We start from the raw sequence: 15,702 nt of genomic DNA, 5'->3' as shown, positions 1-15,702 counted from the left end.
CGGGGGCTGCCGGACGTTTTGGCTGTGCCCAGGCAATGGTCCCGGGCTGCGGAGTGGAAGGGTGTCGCAAATCAGCCGGAGGTCTACTAGAATTTGTCAAAGTTCTAGCGCACGAGCACAAACACAAAGACACACGAGCATAAAGACGCACAAGCATAAAGAGGAGAGCACATGGTTGATCACGCTCGCGCGGCCCGGATGGCCAAGCGAATTCAAGAAATCGTGGCCCGTGCCATTGAGCGCGAGGTCAAGGATAGGCGCCTGGAGTTGGTGACAATCACTGATACCCGTGTCACCGGCGATCTGCATGATGCCACTGTGTACTACACCGTGCGTGGCCGCGACATCAATTCCGCACCTGACTTGGCGCAGGCGCAGGAGGCTTTGCTGCGCGCCCGTGGCCAGCTGCGCAAGATTGTCGGGGATCAGCTCTCCGTACGCTTTACGCCCACGTTGAGCTTTGAGTATGACTCCGTCCCGGAGGCTTCGGCACACATGGAGCAATTGTTGGAGCGTGCTCGGCAGCGTGATGCGGAGCTGGCGAAGTTGAAGGAGAATGCTCGGCCAGCAGGTGACGCCAACCCCTATAAGGATGGCGGCGAGGACTAGATGGCCGGAACTCAACAAGAATTTGAGCGTGTCGTGTCCCTGCTGCGGGAGGCACAGAGCGTGTGCATTATTACCCATCTGCGCCCGGATGCGGATGCGGTAGGCTCTGCGACCGCGCTGGGGCTGGGGTTACGGCAGCTGGGCAAGGACGTCTCCATGGTCATTGGGCAGCGCCGTGAGGTTCCCGCGAATTTGCTCACCATTCCGGGCGCGCGCGACATCCAGACGGCTAGTTCTTTGCCCACCGACTTCGATGTCTATGTGACCGTGGACTGTGGTTCCTTGGACCGCACGGGTTGCTTCGCGGAGGAGCTGGCGGCGTTGGATAATTTGGTCTGCATTGACCACCACGCGTCGAACCCGGGGTTTGGGCAGACGAATTTGGTGCGCCCGGAGTGCGAATCCACTACCGTGCTCCTGACCAAAGTGTTGGATATGGCAGCGGTGCAAATTGATCGCGACATTGCGCACTGCCTGTATGCGGGACTTGTTACGGATACAGGTAGTTTCCGTTGGGGCCGACCGGTTATGCATGATTATGCTCACCGTTACATGCAGTACGGGATTGATACCAAGCAGATCGCGGTGGATTTGATCGACTCCACGAATGCGGATGACATTCAGATGATTGGCCGCGTGCTCGCTGGGTTGCAGATTGTTCCGGCGGGCCAGTACCAGGTGGGTATCTTGGTCGCTGCGCTGGAGGACACCGCAGGTCACTCCGAGTCTTCTGTGGAATCCCTGGTGGATTTTGTGCGGGCCTTGGAAGGCACGGACCTGGGCGTGGTGTTTAAGGAGCAGGAGACTGGCGTTTGGGCGGTGTCCTTGCGCTCGAGTCAGATTGATTGCGCGGAGCTGGCTGGGCGTTTGGGCGGCGGCGGACATGTGCCTGCGGCTGGTTACACCACCCAAGGCAGCGCTGAAGACATTATTGCCCAATTGGTAGCGGCGCTGCGTGGGTAGCCACAACGGTTCTCAGCGCGCGGGCGGGGCAGCAGGGCCAACCGCCCGGGACATCTTCGCCTTAGCGCTGCCCGCGCTGGGTGTTCTTGCGGCCATGCCGCTGTATCTTTTGCTGGATACAGCCGTGGTGGGTCGCCTGGGGGCTGAATCCCTGGCTGCGTTGGGTGCTGCTGCGGTAGTTCAATCTGTGGTTACCACGCAGCTGACTTTTTTGTCTTATGGCACCACCGCCCGCGCGGCACACCATTTTGGCGCGGGGCGCCGGCAGCGCGCCATTGCGGAGGGCGTACAGGCTACCTGGGTGGCCTTGGGCGTGGGTGTGTTCTTGATGCTGGCTATGTTGCTGGCGGCGGATCCCATTGCCCGCGCGATGACGTCAAGTGCTAACGTAGCTGCCCAAACCTCCGCGTGGCTGCGAGTGGCCTCCCCGTCTATTGTCTTCTCACTGCTGGTGATGGCCGGTAATGGCTGGATGCGTGGGCTACAAGACACCCGCACCCCGCTGCGCTTTACGCTGCGTGGTTTGGCGCCGGGGGCGGTGTGCGTGCCTGTTTTTGTGCACTTTTTTGGCGTGGTGGGCTCAGCGGCTGCCAACGTGGTGGGGATGGGGCTCATTGCCGCGCAATTTGTGTGGGAGCTGCGTCGGCAGCATACCGGAAGTTGGGCCCCGGAAGGGGCGGTCATTTGGAAGCAGCTGGTGCTGGGCCGTGATCTGATTATTCGTTCTTTGGCGTTTCAGGTGGCGTTGCTTTCGGCCGCGACGGTGGCTGGGCGCAGCGGAACGGCGGTGCTGGCGGGACACCAGGTGCTCACGCAGCTGTGGAATTTCTTGACGTTGACGCTGGACTCTCTGGCCATTGCCGCGCAGGCGATTATTGGCGCTGGGTTGGGGGCGGGCTCGGTGGACTATGCTCGCCGGGCAGGCCAGAAAATTATGGGTTATTCGGCTGCATTTGCTTTGGGTCTGGCTGCAGTTTTTGCCGCTGGCGCGGGGCTTATCCCGCGGCTGTTTACTGCCGATGCCGCCGTGCTGGCACAGATGGCCGGTCCCTGGTGGGTGATGGTGGGTATGGTCATTGCCGGTGGCGTGCTCTTTGCTTTGGACGGCGTGCTGCTTGGTGCTGGCGATGCCGCCTTCTTGCGCACCCTTACCGTTGGTGCCGTAGCGGCCGGTTATCTCCCCGGCGTGTGGATGGCGCACAGCAATGGTTGGGGTTTGTTGGGCGTGTGGGCAGGCTTAGCGGCCTTTATTGGGATCCGCACTGTGGGCGTGGTGTGGCGTTTTTACTCCATGCGCTGGGCCACGGTGGAGTTGGGCTAAGCCCGGGCACTATACTTTCACAGGACACCCCTTAGACAACCGTAGGGCAACAAGGAGGCGCGACCATGGCAACTCTGTGGGCGGTCTCTGACTTACACGCGGCGGTCAAGGCTAATCGGCCGTGGATTGATGGCCTGCAGCCGGAGTCCCCGCAGGATTGGCTTATTGTTGCTGGTGATGTCGCAGAGCGTACCGAGCTCATTCTCAAAGTATTGGCACAGTTAAAGAACCGCTACGCACAGGTGATTTGGGCCCCGGGTAACCATGAGCTGTTCTCCCGCAGCCAAGACGCCCACCGCGGGCGCGATAAGTATGAGGCGTTGGTCTCCGGTTGCCGTGAAATTGGGGTGCTGACTCCGGAAGACCCTTATCCGGTATTCGGTGGGGTGACTATCGTACCGCTGTTTACGCTCTATGACTACAGTTTTCGCCGCCCGGGGATGTCGGTGGAGCAGGCTCTGGCAGAAGCGGAGGCTGCCAGTATCGTGATGACGGACGAGGTAGCCATTGCTCCTTTTGTGGATGTGCGCGCGTGGTGCTGGGATCGCTTGGCTTATTCGATTAAGCGGCTGAGCCGTATTGAGGGGCCCACCATCTTGGTCAATCACTGGCCGCTGGTCCAAGAGCCCACGCAGCGTATGCATTATGCTCAGGTCGCGCTGTGGTGCGGTACGCGCCATACGCGCAACTGGCCGAAGCGCTACAACGCCCAAGCAGTGATCTATGGCCACCTGCACATGCCGGGCACTGAGGTCATCGACGGCGTGCGTCACTGCGAGGTGTCTTTGGGATACCCACGGGAGTGGCAGCGTCTTGGGGAGTTGGGCATTACTCAACCGTGGCCGTTGAAGGTGATGGATGACTCCACAGCGCAGCCTGGCTCAACGTATGTGGGCGGTGTGGCCCAATGATCCAGCCTGATCTTTTCCCGCCAGCGGCGCGGTTTTGTTATGTTCGCACCCAGCCCACGGAGTCGGGGGATGTGGACCTGATTAACTATCGGGACTTGCACCCACTGGAGAAGTCTGTGGTCAGCCAGTCGGTTGATATTCGCAAGTCTGAGTTTGGCGATGCCCGCTGGTGTGCCCACCAAGCCCTCAAGGAGCTCGGCGTGGCCGAACCAGGGCCGATTTTGCGCGGTGAGCGCGGCATGCCCCTGTGGCCAGAAGGCTTTGTGGGGTCAATTACGCACACCAGCGGGTTCCGGGCGGCTGTAGCTGCTCCGCAGGCAGAGATTGCTTCCATGGGCCTGGATGCCGAGCCTGCCGAGCCCCTGCCGGATGGCGTCTTTGCGGCTATCGCGCGCAGCAGCGAGTCCCGGCAAATGGCAGAACTTCGCGCCATGGGAATGTATTGCCCGGACCGGCTGCTCTTTTGCGCCAAGGAAGCTACGTATAAGGCTTGGTTCCCGCTAACGCAACGGTGGCTGGGATTTGATCAGGCAGAAATCGACCTGCGCCCCGATGGCACTCTGGTGTCCTATATCCTGGCCCGGCCCACCCCGGTGCCGTTTATCACCGGCCGGTGGATGCTCTGGGACGGCTACATCGTCGTATCTACCGTCGTGCCAGATCTCTATGCCTAGGACAACGTGGATGGGCGCGCCACAAAGACGGTAGCCAGCCGCTTGCCTTGCTCCTTGACCAAGGCCACAGCTTGGCCATCGGGGGCAAGGGCTGCGTGCACGCCTACCAAGCCGCGGGGCTCGAGCCACTTTCCCATGGCTAGCGCGGCAGCTTCTTCCTGCGTAACCTGCAGGTGCGGATAGCACCGGGCCAGTGCGGCATCGAGGGTCAAAGAAAGCTGCGGCAGATCTGCCAGGGTGTCCAATGTGGCGGCATCGGCAAGCTGAAAAGGACCAACCTCGGTGCGGCGCAGGGCAGTGAGATGCCCGCCCACGCCCAGCGCCTGGCCCAAATCCCGCGCGAGCGCGCGAATATAGGTGCCAGAAGAGCACTCCACCACTACGTCGAGGTCCAAGAAATCGCCAGTGAGCCGGTGTTCGAGCACCTCAAAGCGGTTCACCGTCACCGGGCGGGCGGGAATGTCAACCTCCTCACCGTCGCGTACCCGCTGGTGGGCGCGCTTGCCAGCGATCTTGATGGCGGAAACCTGGGCCGGCCGCTGTAAAATGTCACCCGTCAGCGCCTGAATCTGTTCCTGTACCTGCTCCATGGTCAGCGCGGCCACCTGCGCCGTGGTAGCTGTAGCAGTGACTTCCCCCTCGGCGTCATCGGTGCTGGTGGCTTGGCCCAGGCGGATGGTTGCGGTGTAGGCCTTGGTGCTGGTGACCATGTGCGCCAAAAACTTGGTGCCGCGCTCAATACCCGCCACCAGCACTCCGGTGGCCATGGGGTCCAACGTGCCAGCATGGCCCACCTTGCGGGTGCCAAAAATTCTCCGCAATCGACCTACCACATCATGGGAAGTCATGCCTGCAGGCTTGTCCACGATGACAAGCCCCGAGCGGTCCAGCTGGGAGGTGGGGGTCTGTGTGCTCATGGCATTTCAGCTTACCCCTGCGCAGGCCAAGCCCCGGCCGTCATGCGCCGACGGTCGCGTCCTAGGCCATGTTCTAACATGTAGCACGTGGATATTTGGTACGGACTTGAACAACTCCCGCCGCAGGTAGGCCCGGCTGTGGTGAGCATCGGCGTCTTTGACGGGGTGCACAGGGGCCACCAGACGCTGCTGACTGAAGCCGTTGCCAGGGCCCGCGCCACTGCTAAACGCGCGATTATGGTGACTTTTGATCCGCATCCGGTCTCTATTTTCTTGCCCTCTCGCGCGCCCCTGGCGGTGACTACTGTGGATCGTCGCCTAGAGCTGGCGGAGCAGTTGGGAATTGACGGCGTGTTGGTCATCGACTTTACGCGCGAGCTAGCGGGCCTAAGCCCCCGCGACTATGTGGAAACGCTGCTGGTCGGCGCATTGCAGGCCACGGACGTGGTGGTGGGACGCAACTTTAGCTTTGGCGCCCAGGCGGCCGGCACGGCGCAGACTCTGGCTCAGTTGGGCAAGGAGTATGGCTTTGATGTGTGCATCAAGGATTTGCTGGAAGACGCAGGCGTTAAAATCTGTTCAACGTATATCCGCAGCCAGCTGGCTAGCGGGGATATTCGCCAGGCCAATTGGGCCTTGGGGCGCGACTTTAGTGTGTGTGGTCCGGTGGTGCGCGGAGCTGGCCGGGGTGGTAAGGAATTGGGATTTCCTACGGCTAACCAGTACTTTCCGGACTCCATAGCTATCCCTACCGACGGCGTCTACGCCGGCTGGTTCCGCGTGGATGATACGGCTGCTGGTGTGGACGGCAACATCACGCCCGGCAGGGCTTATGCCGCGGCGATTTCGGTGGGTACCAACCCCACGTTTGGAGATGAGGAACGCTCTATTGAGTCCTTTGTCCTCGACCGGGACGCTGACCTCTATGGTCACGATGCCACCGTGTTTTTTGTGGACCACTTGCGTCCGATGGTGAAGTTCAATTCCGTGGATGAGCTTTTGGAGGCCATGCGCCGCGATGTCGCCACTGCCCGGAAGGTGTTGGCCCAAGACGCCCGCGCCAAGGGCTGGGGCCCAGAGCAGTATTTTTTGCTTGCCGGGGAAGGCTAGCCCGTGCGCCGCTTAATTCTGGACCTGGACACTGGGATTGATGATGCCCTTGCGCTGGCCTATGCGATCGCCAGCCACGAGCGCGGCGAGTGCGAGCTGCTAGCGGTCACGGCCACCTACGGCAACGTCACGGTAGAGCGCAGTTTGGCTAATACCCGCACCCTCTTAGCGGTGCTGGGGCACCCGGAGATTCCGGTTTACGCTGGTCCTACCCGTCCTGGCTTTGCGGTACTGGATGTTTCTGCCTTTATTCACGGCCGCAATGGGGTGGGGGAGGTCTGCCTGCCCGCCGCCCCGGCTGCGTCCCCGGTAACGCTGGGCGCGGTGGAGTTCCTGGCGCAGGCCTACCGTCGTTATGGTGCCGATCTGCTCATTGTTCCTACCGGGCCTTCTACTACAATTGCCCAGGCCCTGCGGGATTTTCCTGAGCTTGCCGATGCCCCCATTGTCTTCATGGGCGGTGCCCTCACTGTTCCTGGTAATGTGACCGCCTTCGCCGAGGCCAACGTGTATCAAGATTCCGCGGCCACGGACTACCTGCTGCAACACGGCCGGGACGTGTCTATGGTGGGCCTGGATGTAACACTGCGGACGCTGTTGACCTGCAAGGAGACCACACAGTGGCGGGTGTCGGGCACCCGGACGGGGCAGATTTTTGCGGACATGGTGGACTACTACATTGACGCATATCGCACCACGAGCCCGCACCTGGGCGGGTGCGGGCTACATGATCCGCTGGCAGTTGCCGCGGCTTTGGACCCCAGCTTGGTCGAGTGGTTGCCGATTAATCTGCGCTGTGAAACCGGCTCGGGAGATAAGAGCGAGCCAGATAACGGTGGAGCACGCGGCCGCACTATCGGGGACCCGCGGCGGTTGAGCACGCCTTGTACAACGCGAGTTGCGGTGGGTGTGGACGTGCAGCGTTTCTTGGACGAGTTCATGGATCGCATGGAGCAGTGCTGCAGGCGGGACTAGGGTCTGCGCGGCGGCTCTGTTGTGCTTGTGTTGCGGGCTGGTTGTCTTGTAGTATCGCTTCTTGGTCTGTTTACTGCGGTCCGCAGCAGTTGCAGGCGCGCGCTTTCACTGCCTGGCGGTGAGTGCGCGCAGAATTTCGTGCGGACTGAAATATAAGAGGAGTTATTACTCATGGCTTTGACCACTGAGCAGAAGGCTGAAATCCTGAAGGAGTACGGCCTGCACGAGACCGACACCGGTTCTCCGGAGGCACAGGTTGCACTGCTGACCTCCCGCATCAACACTCTGACTGAGCACCTGAAGACCCACAAGCATGACCACCACTCTCGCCGTGGCCTGCTGCTGATGGTTGGTCGTCGTCGTGGCCTGCTGAAGTACCTGGCAGCCAATGACATCAACCGCTACCGCGACCTGATTTCCCGTCTGGGTCTGCGCCGCTAAGGTCTCATAACTCAACTCCGAAAATCCCGGCTGCCGTTCCTTTTGTGGGAATGGCGTCCGGGATTTTTTGATCTTATCGCTTCTGCGATGGTGGCACCGTAAACTCAGCGAGCTGGAATTGTAATGTAATGTCCGCTAGCGAAAAGTGTACTTAGAATACCAATTAGCGGCACTACTGGGAGATATTCAGTGGTGGAGCTGCTAGAATGGTTTAGCGTTGCTAGAAGACAACCCGAACTGACGGCACCGATGATCGTCAGACTATAAGGAGAATTTCTATACATGGGCGCTAAGAACGCTGCAAAAAATGCCGTGAACAACTCGGTTGAATACATTGTTGATGAGGAGTTCGGCATCACTGAAGCCATTGCCACCTTGGATAATGGTGACTTTGGTACTCGCACCATCCGCTTTGAGACTGGCCAGCTGGCGCGCCAGGCGGGCGGTTCGGTGACCACCTATTTGGACGAGGACACCATGCTGTTGTCCACCACCACCGCGTCCAACCAGCCCCGCGAGGGCTTTGATTTCTTCCCGCTGACTGTGGATGTGGAAGAGCGCATGTATGCCGCGGGCAAAATCCCGGGCTCTTTCTTCCGCCGTGAGGGCCGGCCATCTACCGAAGCAATTTTGGCTTGCCGTCTGATTGACCGTCCGCTGCGCCCGACCTTTGTCAAGGGTCTACGCAACGAGGTCCAGGTAGTAGTAACCGTGCTGTCCATGGATCCGGAGGAGTACTACGACGTCGTGGCCATCAATGGCGCTTCGGCCTCTACTCAGCTCTCTGGTCTGCCGGTGTCCGGCCCTGTTGGCGGGGTGCGTATGGCACTGATTGCGGACAAGCAGCACCCGAAGGGCCAGTGGGTTGCATTCCCCAACCAGGAGCAGCACGAAAGTGCACTGTTTGACATGGTGGTTGCGGGGCGCATCGTCAAGAAGGGCCGCAAGGAAGACGTGGCCATCATGATGGTGGAAGCTGGCGCGGGCGAATCCGTAGCCGAGCGCATCAAGGAAGGCGCTCCTGCACCGCAGGAATCCACCGTGGCGCAGGGCCTGGAGGCAGCTAAGCCGTTCATCAAGACTCTATGCGAGGCCCAGGCTGGTCTGGCCCAGCGTGCAGCCAAGGAACCGCAGGAGTTCCCGCTGTTTCCTGCCTATGGCGAGGACGTTTTTGCTGCCGTGGAAAAGAAGGCGGCAAAGAAGCTGGCAGAGCTGCTGACCATCGCAGGCAAGCAGGAGCGCGACGACGCCACGAATGCCTACATGGAGCAGGTAGAGCAGCAGTTGTTGGGCAAGTTCAAGGACTTGGAGGAGGCGGATGCCTCCAAGCAGATCCGCGCAGCCTATAACGCGGTCATGAAGGACATTGTCCGCACCAAGATCCTCACCGAGGGCTTCCGTATTGATGGCCGTAGCGTGACCGATATTCGGGACCTGAGCGTGGAGGTGGAGATCATTCCGCGCGCGCACGGTTCTTCCCTGTTTGAGCGTGGTGAGACCCAGATTATGGGTGTGACCACCTTGGACATGCTCAAGATGGAGCAGCAAGTGGATTCGCTGACTCCGGTCTCTGGCAAGCGCTACATGCATCACTACAATTTCCCGCCGTACTCCACTGGTGAGACCGGCCGTGTGGGCTCCCCGAAGCGTCGCGAGATTGGCCACGGTGCGCTGGCTGAGCGCGCGCTGCTGCCGGTGATCCCCTCCCGTGAGGACTTCCCGTACGCCATCCGGCAGGTCTCGGAGGCTTTGGGCTCGAATGGTTCGACGTCAATGGGCTCTGTGTGCGCCTCCACGCTGTCGCTCTACAATGCAGGTGTGCCGCTCAAGGCTCCGGTGGCGGGCATTGCCATGGGCTTGGTTTCCGGTGAGGTCAACGGCAAGGAAAAGTTCGTGGCCTTGACGGACATTCTGGGGGCCGAGGATGCCTTTGGTGATATGGACTTTAAGGTCGCTGGTACCTCGGAGTTCATCACCGCTTTGCAGCTGGACACCAAGCTTGATGGCATTCCTTCGCGTGTGCTTGCCGATGCCCTGGAGCAGGCCCGCGATGCCCGCATCACCATCCTGGATACCATGGCTGAGGTCATTGAAAGCCCGGATGAAATGTCCGCGCTGGCCCCGAAGATCACTTCGGTGAAGATTCCGGTGGCCAAGATTGGTGAGCTCATTGGCCCGAAGGGCAAGACCATCAACGGTATTACCGAGGCCACCGGCGCAGATGTCTCCATTGAGGAAGACGGCACTGTGTACGTTTCTGCCGCCACTGGCGAGGCTGCCGATGCCGCCATCGAGCAGATCAATGCCATTGCTAATCCGCAGCTTCCGAAGGTGGGCGAGCGCTTCCTGGGTACCGTGGTCAAGACCGTGGCCTTCGGCGCGTTTGTCTCTCTAGCACCGGGGCGCGATGGCCTGGTGCACATCTCCAACCTGGGTGGCGATGAGCGCATCGAAAAGGTTGAGGATGTAGTCAAGGTGGGCGACAAGATCCAGGTCGAAATCGCCGACATCGACTCCCGCGGCAAGATCTCCCTGGTCCCCATTGAGGACTAGGCGTTAGCGCTTTGCGCGCTAACGCAGCCGGGTCCTTCGGTGTTAGCCAGTGCTGAGAGAATGCGCAGGGCGACAACCCGAGACTGGGTGACGCTAATGAAATGGCGGATTCCGGTTTGGTGTCCCGTTGGGGTTCGCGCTGCCGGTTAGCGCCTAAGCTGCACGGGGCTGCCGGGCCGGGCTGCGTGCCAGGTCTTGACTTCCTCAGCGTCCCAGAGGGGGCTGCGTTTGTCGAGCATGGCCACAGGTTGGGGCGTGCGCCCGTTGGCGTAGTAGTTGCCCCAGGTTGGTGTGGTGATGTTGCAGTGTTCAGCACATTCTTTGGAGCGCCACAATTCGCGGCCGGTGTCTGCGTCGGTGATGATGGGGCGCATTAGTGGGTGTCCTTTCGGTTGTGGTCGATGGCGAGGCCTAGGGCGATGAATGCCGGGAAGAAGAAGGGGGAGGCCCCGGCAATGAGCATGATGGTGGCTACGGCGAGCCCGGTGAGGGTGAATTGCATGGTGGTGTTCCTTGTTTGCGGGGTAGGGTGGGGTTGCCCCCGGTTCTGAATGCTTCGGACATATAGAACCGGGGTAAGCTTAGTTCCTGGTGTCGAGCCAATCAGCCAGGAGGGGGTCACCCCTTCGACCCTACCCACGAATGGACCATCATGATTAAACACATCGCAGGCTACGGTCTACTTGCCGTGCTCATCATCACACTTAGCGTGCCGAACTGGCTACTCGTCGTCCCAGCGGCGACCACGCTGAGCACAATCATTCGCCGTGTCGTCTACGGCAAGCAAGCATGAAACCTGTAATCATCGACACCGATACCGCGCCCCTGCCCCGGTGGCGCATTTGGATGCGTGCTTTCCATTGTGGGACGCGGCAGAGGTCATGGCCTGGTACGGTATATCGTCACTCCAGGTGGTGGGCTGAATTTTGGCACTGCCTATCCAGGGGAGGTCGAGAAAGGAGCCGGAAAAGTTGTTGACCGATGAAGAGGTCTACTGTCGCTTAGATGCTATGTTGCCGCCAGAGGTTGAACGCTGGGGAGCCAAGGCGAATCTTAAAGCCGGGGAACCCCGAGCATGCCATTACATCGTTTCTGGACGATGGTTTTACTGTGGTAGGTTTACCGACCGAAGTTGTCCGCTTGATTCGGGCCAATTACGATGCAGGGCCTGTCATCGAAATGCTTGAGGCGTGAAAGGGGGGTGGTTGGGTGAGTGCGCGGGATGAGTACGCGTTGGCGTTGGAGTTGTTGCGGATGCGGGCTCAGCAGGATTTTGCTACCTGGTGGGCGGCGAAGGAACAGGGCCGGGTTACGCTAGAGCAGTTGCGGGCGGTGTTTGCAGACATCACGCGGGATTATGGTGAGGTTGCTGCGTCGGCGGCTGTGGACTATTTGATTCTTGAGCGCTCGTTGGATGAGTCGTTGGCGGGGTTGGGGTTTCCTGACCGTGCGGACCCGGTGGGCTTTGAGCAGGCGGTGGCGTCGTTTGATTGGGCGGTGAATACTTCGCGTGAGGGTGGGGTGTTGAATTCGGCTGTGGCGCGTCGCAAGCTTGATGGTGTGCTGGTGCGTCTTGTGGGTGCCCCGGCGCATGAAACGGTGGTGGTGAATGCGCGGCGTGATGGGCGGGCGTTTGCTCGTGTGCCGGAGCCTGGGGCGTGTGCGTTTTGTTTGATGTTGGCGTCTCGTGGGGCGGTGTATGCGTCAAGGCACACCGCCGGGGCTGCTGATGCAGGGGAGCGGTTTCATGACCATTGCCGGTGCTTGGTCATCGAGTGCAAGCGTGATGGGTCTGACCTGCCGCGCATAAATCGGGATTTGGAGGCGGCGTGGGCTGAGTCAGGGGCTAGGAACCGGGCGGAGTTTGAAAAGTATATTAAGCTGCGTGGTGAGGTTGGTGGGTCGCCCTGGCCGCCGCTTGAGCGGGTAAACGTGCCTGAGTACGCCGGTGATGGAACATCTAAGGTGTTTCCTGGCGAGCCACTGCCCAAGGATTTGAACAGGGCCGTAGCGCACGTGCTGTATGGGTGGCGAGATACCCCTTTGAAAGGCGGGATGTGGGTTAAGCATTCCGAGGATTCCCGCATGGGGCATACCTGGGACTCACAGCGAGCTAAAGCGTCGAAGTTTCCCAAGTCGTGGTCAAATCAGAAGATTGCGGACGCTGTGGTGGAGGCGTTGGAAAACCCGACAAACGCACTGGCTTATGGTCAACGGCGGGAAGTGTGGCTGGCGAAGGAAGAAGTGATCATTCAAGTGCGGTATGTGATAATTAGAGGGCAAGCAAAAATGCTAGATGCGTATCCGGTTGATTCTATTCCTAAAAGAGCCCGAAAGTAGGACATCGTGAGTTACCAAGACCTGGTGGCGATTACACCGGCCACCGTGGATTTATCTGTGGCTTCAGAATCCATGGCCTACGGTGATGAGGAAGGTGCAGTCATCGATCTTTTAATCGAAGCTCAAAAATCTGGTGAGCTTTCAAGCGGAATGATTGAGGCGGCACTTCGCTGTGAACTTGATAGGCCCTATATTGAGCTTGTCGAGGAACTTGCGCGCGAAATCCCATCTTAGAGGAATAGGCTTAATTGTGTTAGCGCTGCCATTTTTGGTTGGTGGCTGGGTTCGAGTCCCGGCGGCACACTAGAACCCCATTGGGTCCTTTGTTGGGTCTGGTGGGGTTTTGTCATGCTCGGAATTGGGCTGAAATTTTTTGCCCTGGAAAAGGAGAACCCCTAGAATGTTTGTTTCACACCCAAGGTTGCGTTTTGTTGAAGGTGTCGATGGTGGTGCCGCAACGGCACCGGAGTCTACCGATGCCCCTGCCGATTCTGCTGGTGATACCTCAGTAGAGGGTGCCGGAGGCTTAAACAAGGAAGTCAATCACCAGGCGGCTGGGTTCTTCTAGGTAGGTCACCGCGTAGGGCACGCGCCGGTTGAGCCCGATGATGAATTGTGACTGCGCTTCAAAGGTATTGGTGTATTCCACTCCGGCCACGACGCCGGTGTCGGCGTTGGCGCCGGGGAAGAATGCGGGGTCGAGGAAGCGGCCGGCCGCCTCCGGCGTAGACGGCCAGGGGGTGCCCTCTACACCAATAACGAGGGCGATCTCACCGGGGTAGTCAATGGCGAAACCGGAGCCTTGGGCGGTAGGGGTGGTGGTGTATTGGGTGTACCAGCCGGGTTTGCCGCTGCCGCTGAACTCGATAACCACCCGCTCGTAGCCCTCGTGCGCTCCGGTTCGCACCGAAACGGGAATCAGCTCGCCGGCCTCGCTATACGTCAACGGTTGGTCTTCGGCAGAGGGGGTGCCCAAGAACCCGGCTGGAAGTTCATTCTCACTGTTGGCCGCATGGGTGCGCGGGGTGGCCGCGGTGGCGCGCGTGGAGGGGGAAGTCGACGTTGATTCCGCAGCAGCGTGCGCTGAAGTTGATGTAGTGGGACTGTCAGCCGCGCTGCTCGCTGCGGTAGGGGGAGTGGGGGAGGATGAGGGGGCATCGGCAGACTCGGTGCCACACGCAGTCAGAGGTAAAGCCAAGGTTGCCACAGTGGCCACCAGCAAGGGGCGGACGGAAAATGAACGGGTGTTGCTATGCATGCCCCAAGTCTAGACGGGCCGGGTAGGCGCGTGGTGGGAGCAGAAACTACAGTAGGAGGCGACCATAATGGCACAAGCAGCACACTGAAGGGAAGCCAATGAGCATCAAAGTTGGGGTACTGGGAGCGCGTGGGCGCGTGGGGCAGGCAATCGTGGTAGGTGTCAACGCCGCCCAGGACTTGGAACTAGTAGCTGAAATTGACCGGGATACCCCGCTAGAGACCCTGGTAGAGGCCGGGGCGGAAGTGATTGTGGACTTCACCCAGCCCGGCGTGGTCATGGAGAATTTGGAGTATTGCATTGCCAAAGGTATTCACTGCGTGGTGGGAACTACCGGTTTTGATGCGCAGCGTCTGGAACAGGTAGAGAAGTGGTGTGCGCAGGATGGTGCCGGCCACGTGCTTATCGCCCCGAATTTTGCCATTTCAGCGGTGCTGACCATGGTGCTGGCCAAGCAGGCGGCGAAGTACTTTGAGACGGCAGAGGTAGTGGAATACCACCACCCCACCAAGCTGGACGCGCCGTCGGGGACCGCCATTCACACGGCGCAGGGGATTGCGCAAGCCCGCAGCGAGGCAGGCCTGGGCGCTATGCCGGACGCCACCGAGCAGGCTCTTGACGGCGCTCGCGGGGCCCGGGTGGATGGGGTTCCGGTCCACGCGGTGCGCACCCGGGGCATGGTGGCGCACGAGGAGGTTATTTTCGGCGCGCAGGGCCAGTCGCTGACCATCCGCCAAGATTCCTATGACCGCTCCTCCTTTACCCCCGGCGTCTTGGTGGGCGTGCGCGAGATTGCCCGCCACCCCGGCCTGGTGGTGGGCCTTGAGCACTACCTGGGCCTGTAGGGGAGCCGCGATATGGCGCAAGCCAGTCAACTAGACGTCCAGCTGATTGCGGCGACCTCCTTTCAGGCGCCGCATTCGGTGGATTGGGCCCAAGATCCGCAGGCCACGGACGCGGAGGCGCTGGTGGAGTTTGCGGGGCGCGCTTGCTACGAGTCCTTCCATAAACCCAACCCGCGCACGGCCAGCAACGAGGCCTACCTGCATCACATCATGGAGGTAGGCCACGAGGCCTTGTTGGAGCACGCCACAGCCACCCTCTACATTCGGGGAATTTCGCGTTCTGCCACGCATGAGCTGGTGCGGCACCGGCACTTTTCCTTCTCGCAGTTGAGCCAGCGCTTTGTGCATGATGACTCCGCCCAGGTGGTGGTGCCGCAGCCCATAGCTCAGGACCCGGAGCTCACCCGCATGCTGTTGCAGGCGGTAGACGAGTCGCGGTTTATCTATGAGGAGCTGCTTGATGCCTTGGCAGAAAAGCTTGCCGATGAGCCCAATGCACTGCTGCGCATGAAGCAAGCGCGGCAGGCGGCGCGGGCGATTTTGCCCAACGCCACGGAGTCGCGCATAGTGGTCACCGGAAACTATCGGGCGTGGCGGCAGTTCATTGCTGCGCGCGCAGTGGAGCATGCGGATGCAGAAATTAGAACCGTGGCAGTGGCGGCGTTGCGGGTGTTGCGCGAGCAGGCCCCGGTACTGTTTGATGATTTCCACATCACTGAGCTTGCCGATGGCACTGAAATGGCAGCCAGCCCTTGGGCTTGAGGTAGGCGCCGGCGGAAAATTTG

General features: G+C 60.3%; 19 protein-coding genes. 15 read left to right on the top strand and 4 right to left on the bottom strand.

Features of this window, described 5'->3' with window-relative positions:
* The first annotated feature begins 171 nt into the window (after window positions 1-171).
* The 5 genes from rbfA to G7Y31_RS07370 all read left to right on the top strand — a co-directional run bounded on the left by rbfA (window position 172) and on the right by G7Y31_RS07370 (window position 4,478).
* Entirely contained in the window at window positions 172-609 is a 438-nt protein-coding gene (gene rbfA, locus G7Y31_RS07390; RefSeq protein ID WP_165006719.1) for a 30S ribosome-binding factor RbfA, read from the top strand.
* Window positions 610-1,572: a DHH family phosphoesterase gene (locus G7Y31_RS07385; RefSeq protein WP_165006716.1), complete on the top strand. Its 963-nt coding sequence runs from the start codon at window positions 610-612 to the stop codon at window positions 1,570-1,572.
* Window positions 1,565-2,893 carry an MATE family efflux transporter gene (locus tag G7Y31_RS07380; RefSeq protein WP_280527292.1) on the top strand — a complete coding sequence of 443 codons (1,329 nt, stop codon included), beginning with the start codon at window positions 1,565-1,567 and terminating at the stop codon, window positions 2,891-2,893. The genes G7Y31_RS07385 and G7Y31_RS07380 overlap by 8 nt, the downstream gene beginning before the upstream one ends.
* A gap of 65 nt (window positions 2,894-2,958) precedes the next feature.
* Complete coding sequence (locus G7Y31_RS07375; protein WP_165006713.1) at window positions 2,959-3,804, top strand: metallophosphoesterase family protein; 846 nt, start codon at window positions 2,959-2,961, stop codon at window positions 3,802-3,804.
* Window positions 3,801-4,478 carry a 4'-phosphopantetheinyl transferase family protein gene (locus G7Y31_RS07370; protein ID WP_165006710.1) on the top strand — a complete coding sequence of 226 codons (678 nt, stop codon included), beginning with the start codon at window positions 3,801-3,803 and terminating at the stop codon, window positions 4,476-4,478. The genes G7Y31_RS07375 and G7Y31_RS07370 overlap by 4 nt, the downstream gene beginning before the upstream one ends.
* On the opposite strand, the gene truB is transcribed toward G7Y31_RS07370, so the two are convergent.
* Window positions 4,475-5,395: a tRNA pseudouridine(55) synthase TruB gene (truB, locus tag G7Y31_RS07365; protein WP_165006707.1), complete on the bottom strand. Its 921-nt coding sequence runs from the start codon at window positions 5,393-5,395 to the stop codon at window positions 4,475-4,477. The genes G7Y31_RS07370 and truB overlap by 4 nt on opposite strands.
* 87 nt (window positions 5,396-5,482) lie before the next feature.
* Here truB and G7Y31_RS07360 point away from each other — a divergent pair, with 87 nt between their 5' ends.
* The 4 genes from G7Y31_RS07360 (at window position 5,483) to G7Y31_RS07345 (ending at window position 10,474) form a co-directional block, all read left to right on the top strand.
* A complete protein-coding gene (locus tag G7Y31_RS07360) occupies window positions 5,483-6,505 on the top strand; it encodes a bifunctional riboflavin kinase/FAD synthetase (RefSeq protein ID WP_165006704.1) in 1,023 nt (340 codons plus the stop codon).
* Between the two features lie 3 nt (window positions 6,506-6,508).
* Complete coding sequence (locus tag G7Y31_RS07355) at window positions 6,509-7,480, top strand: nucleoside hydrolase (RefSeq protein WP_165006700.1); 972 nt, start codon at window positions 6,509-6,511, stop codon at window positions 7,478-7,480.
* 171 nt (window positions 7,481-7,651) lie between these two features.
* Window positions 7,652-7,921: a 30S ribosomal protein S15 gene (rpsO, locus tag G7Y31_RS07350; RefSeq protein WP_165006696.1), complete on the top strand. Its 270-nt coding sequence runs from the start codon at window positions 7,652-7,654 to the stop codon at window positions 7,919-7,921.
* Window positions 7,922-8,203: 282 nt separating this feature from the next.
* Window positions 8,204-10,474 carry a polyribonucleotide nucleotidyltransferase gene (locus tag G7Y31_RS07345; protein ID WP_165006693.1) on the top strand — a complete coding sequence of 757 codons (2,271 nt, stop codon included), beginning with the start codon at window positions 8,204-8,206 and terminating at the stop codon, window positions 10,472-10,474.
* A 146-nt stretch (window positions 10,475-10,620) separates the two neighbouring features.
* Here G7Y31_RS07345 and G7Y31_RS07340 read toward each other — a convergent pair whose 3' ends face one another.
* Window positions 10,621-10,848: a hypothetical protein gene (locus G7Y31_RS07340; RefSeq protein WP_165006690.1), complete on the bottom strand. Its 228-nt coding sequence runs from the start codon at window positions 10,846-10,848 to the stop codon at window positions 10,621-10,623.
* Entirely contained in the window at window positions 10,848-10,976 is a 129-nt protein-coding gene (locus G7Y31_RS12000) for a hypothetical protein (RefSeq protein ID WP_268896617.1), read from the bottom strand. Before G7Y31_RS12000 ends, G7Y31_RS07340 begins: the two co-directional genes overlap by 1 nt.
* Before the next feature lie 150 nt (window positions 10,977-11,126).
* Between G7Y31_RS12000 and G7Y31_RS07335 the strand changes: the two genes are divergently transcribed.
* The 4 genes from G7Y31_RS07335 (at window position 11,127) to G7Y31_RS07320 (ending at window position 13,382) form a co-directional block, all read left to right on the top strand.
* Window positions 11,127-11,267 (top strand): hypothetical protein, encoded by a 141-nt coding sequence (locus G7Y31_RS07335; RefSeq protein WP_165006687.1) that lies wholly within the window; start codon window positions 11,127-11,129, stop codon window positions 11,265-11,267.
* A 416-nt stretch (window positions 11,268-11,683) separates the two neighbouring features.
* Window positions 11,684-12,814 carry an EndoU domain-containing protein gene (locus G7Y31_RS11930; RefSeq protein ID WP_235923101.1) on the top strand — a complete coding sequence of 377 codons (1,131 nt, stop codon included), beginning with the start codon at window positions 11,684-11,686 and terminating at the stop codon, window positions 12,812-12,814.
* Between the two features lie 6 nt (window positions 12,815-12,820).
* A complete protein-coding gene (locus tag G7Y31_RS07325) occupies window positions 12,821-13,048 on the top strand; it encodes a hypothetical protein (protein WP_165006684.1) in 228 nt (75 codons plus the stop codon).
* Between the two features lie 166 nt (window positions 13,049-13,214).
* Window positions 13,215-13,382: a hypothetical protein gene (locus G7Y31_RS07320; protein WP_165006681.1), complete on the top strand. Its 168-nt coding sequence runs from the start codon at window positions 13,215-13,217 to the stop codon at window positions 13,380-13,382.
* Here the strand turns inward: G7Y31_RS07320 and G7Y31_RS07315 are convergent.
* The gene (locus G7Y31_RS07315; RefSeq protein ID WP_165006678.1) at window positions 13,341-14,072 is read right to left on the bottom strand and encodes an AMIN-like domain-containing (lipo)protein; all 732 of its coding nucleotides are present in this window, start codon (window positions 14,070-14,072) and stop codon (window positions 13,341-13,343) included. The two genes, G7Y31_RS07320 and G7Y31_RS07315, sit on opposite strands and share 42 nt — an antisense overlap.
* A gap of 98 nt (window positions 14,073-14,170) precedes the next feature.
* On the opposite strand from G7Y31_RS07315, the gene dapB reads away from it, so the two are divergent.
* Together dapB and thyX are read left to right on the top strand one after the other, a co-directional pair.
* Window positions 14,171-14,917: a 4-hydroxy-tetrahydrodipicolinate reductase gene (dapB, locus tag G7Y31_RS07310; protein ID WP_165006675.1), complete on the top strand. Its 747-nt coding sequence runs from the start codon at window positions 14,171-14,173 to the stop codon at window positions 14,915-14,917.
* A 12-nt stretch (window positions 14,918-14,929) separates the two neighbouring features.
* The gene (thyX, locus tag G7Y31_RS07305; protein WP_165006672.1) at window positions 14,930-15,679 is read left to right on the top strand and encodes an FAD-dependent thymidylate synthase; all 750 of its coding nucleotides are present in this window, start codon (window positions 14,930-14,932) and stop codon (window positions 15,677-15,679) included.
* The last annotated feature ends 23 nt before the right edge of the window (window positions 15,680-15,702 follow it).

This window comes from Corynebacterium lizhenjunii, assembly GCF_011038655.2.
In the GTDB taxonomy this organism is placed as follows: Bacteria; Actinomycetota; Actinomycetes; order Mycobacteriales; family Mycobacteriaceae; genus Corynebacterium; species Corynebacterium lizhenjunii.
This window is presented reverse-complemented; position numbering and strand designations above follow the sequence as displayed.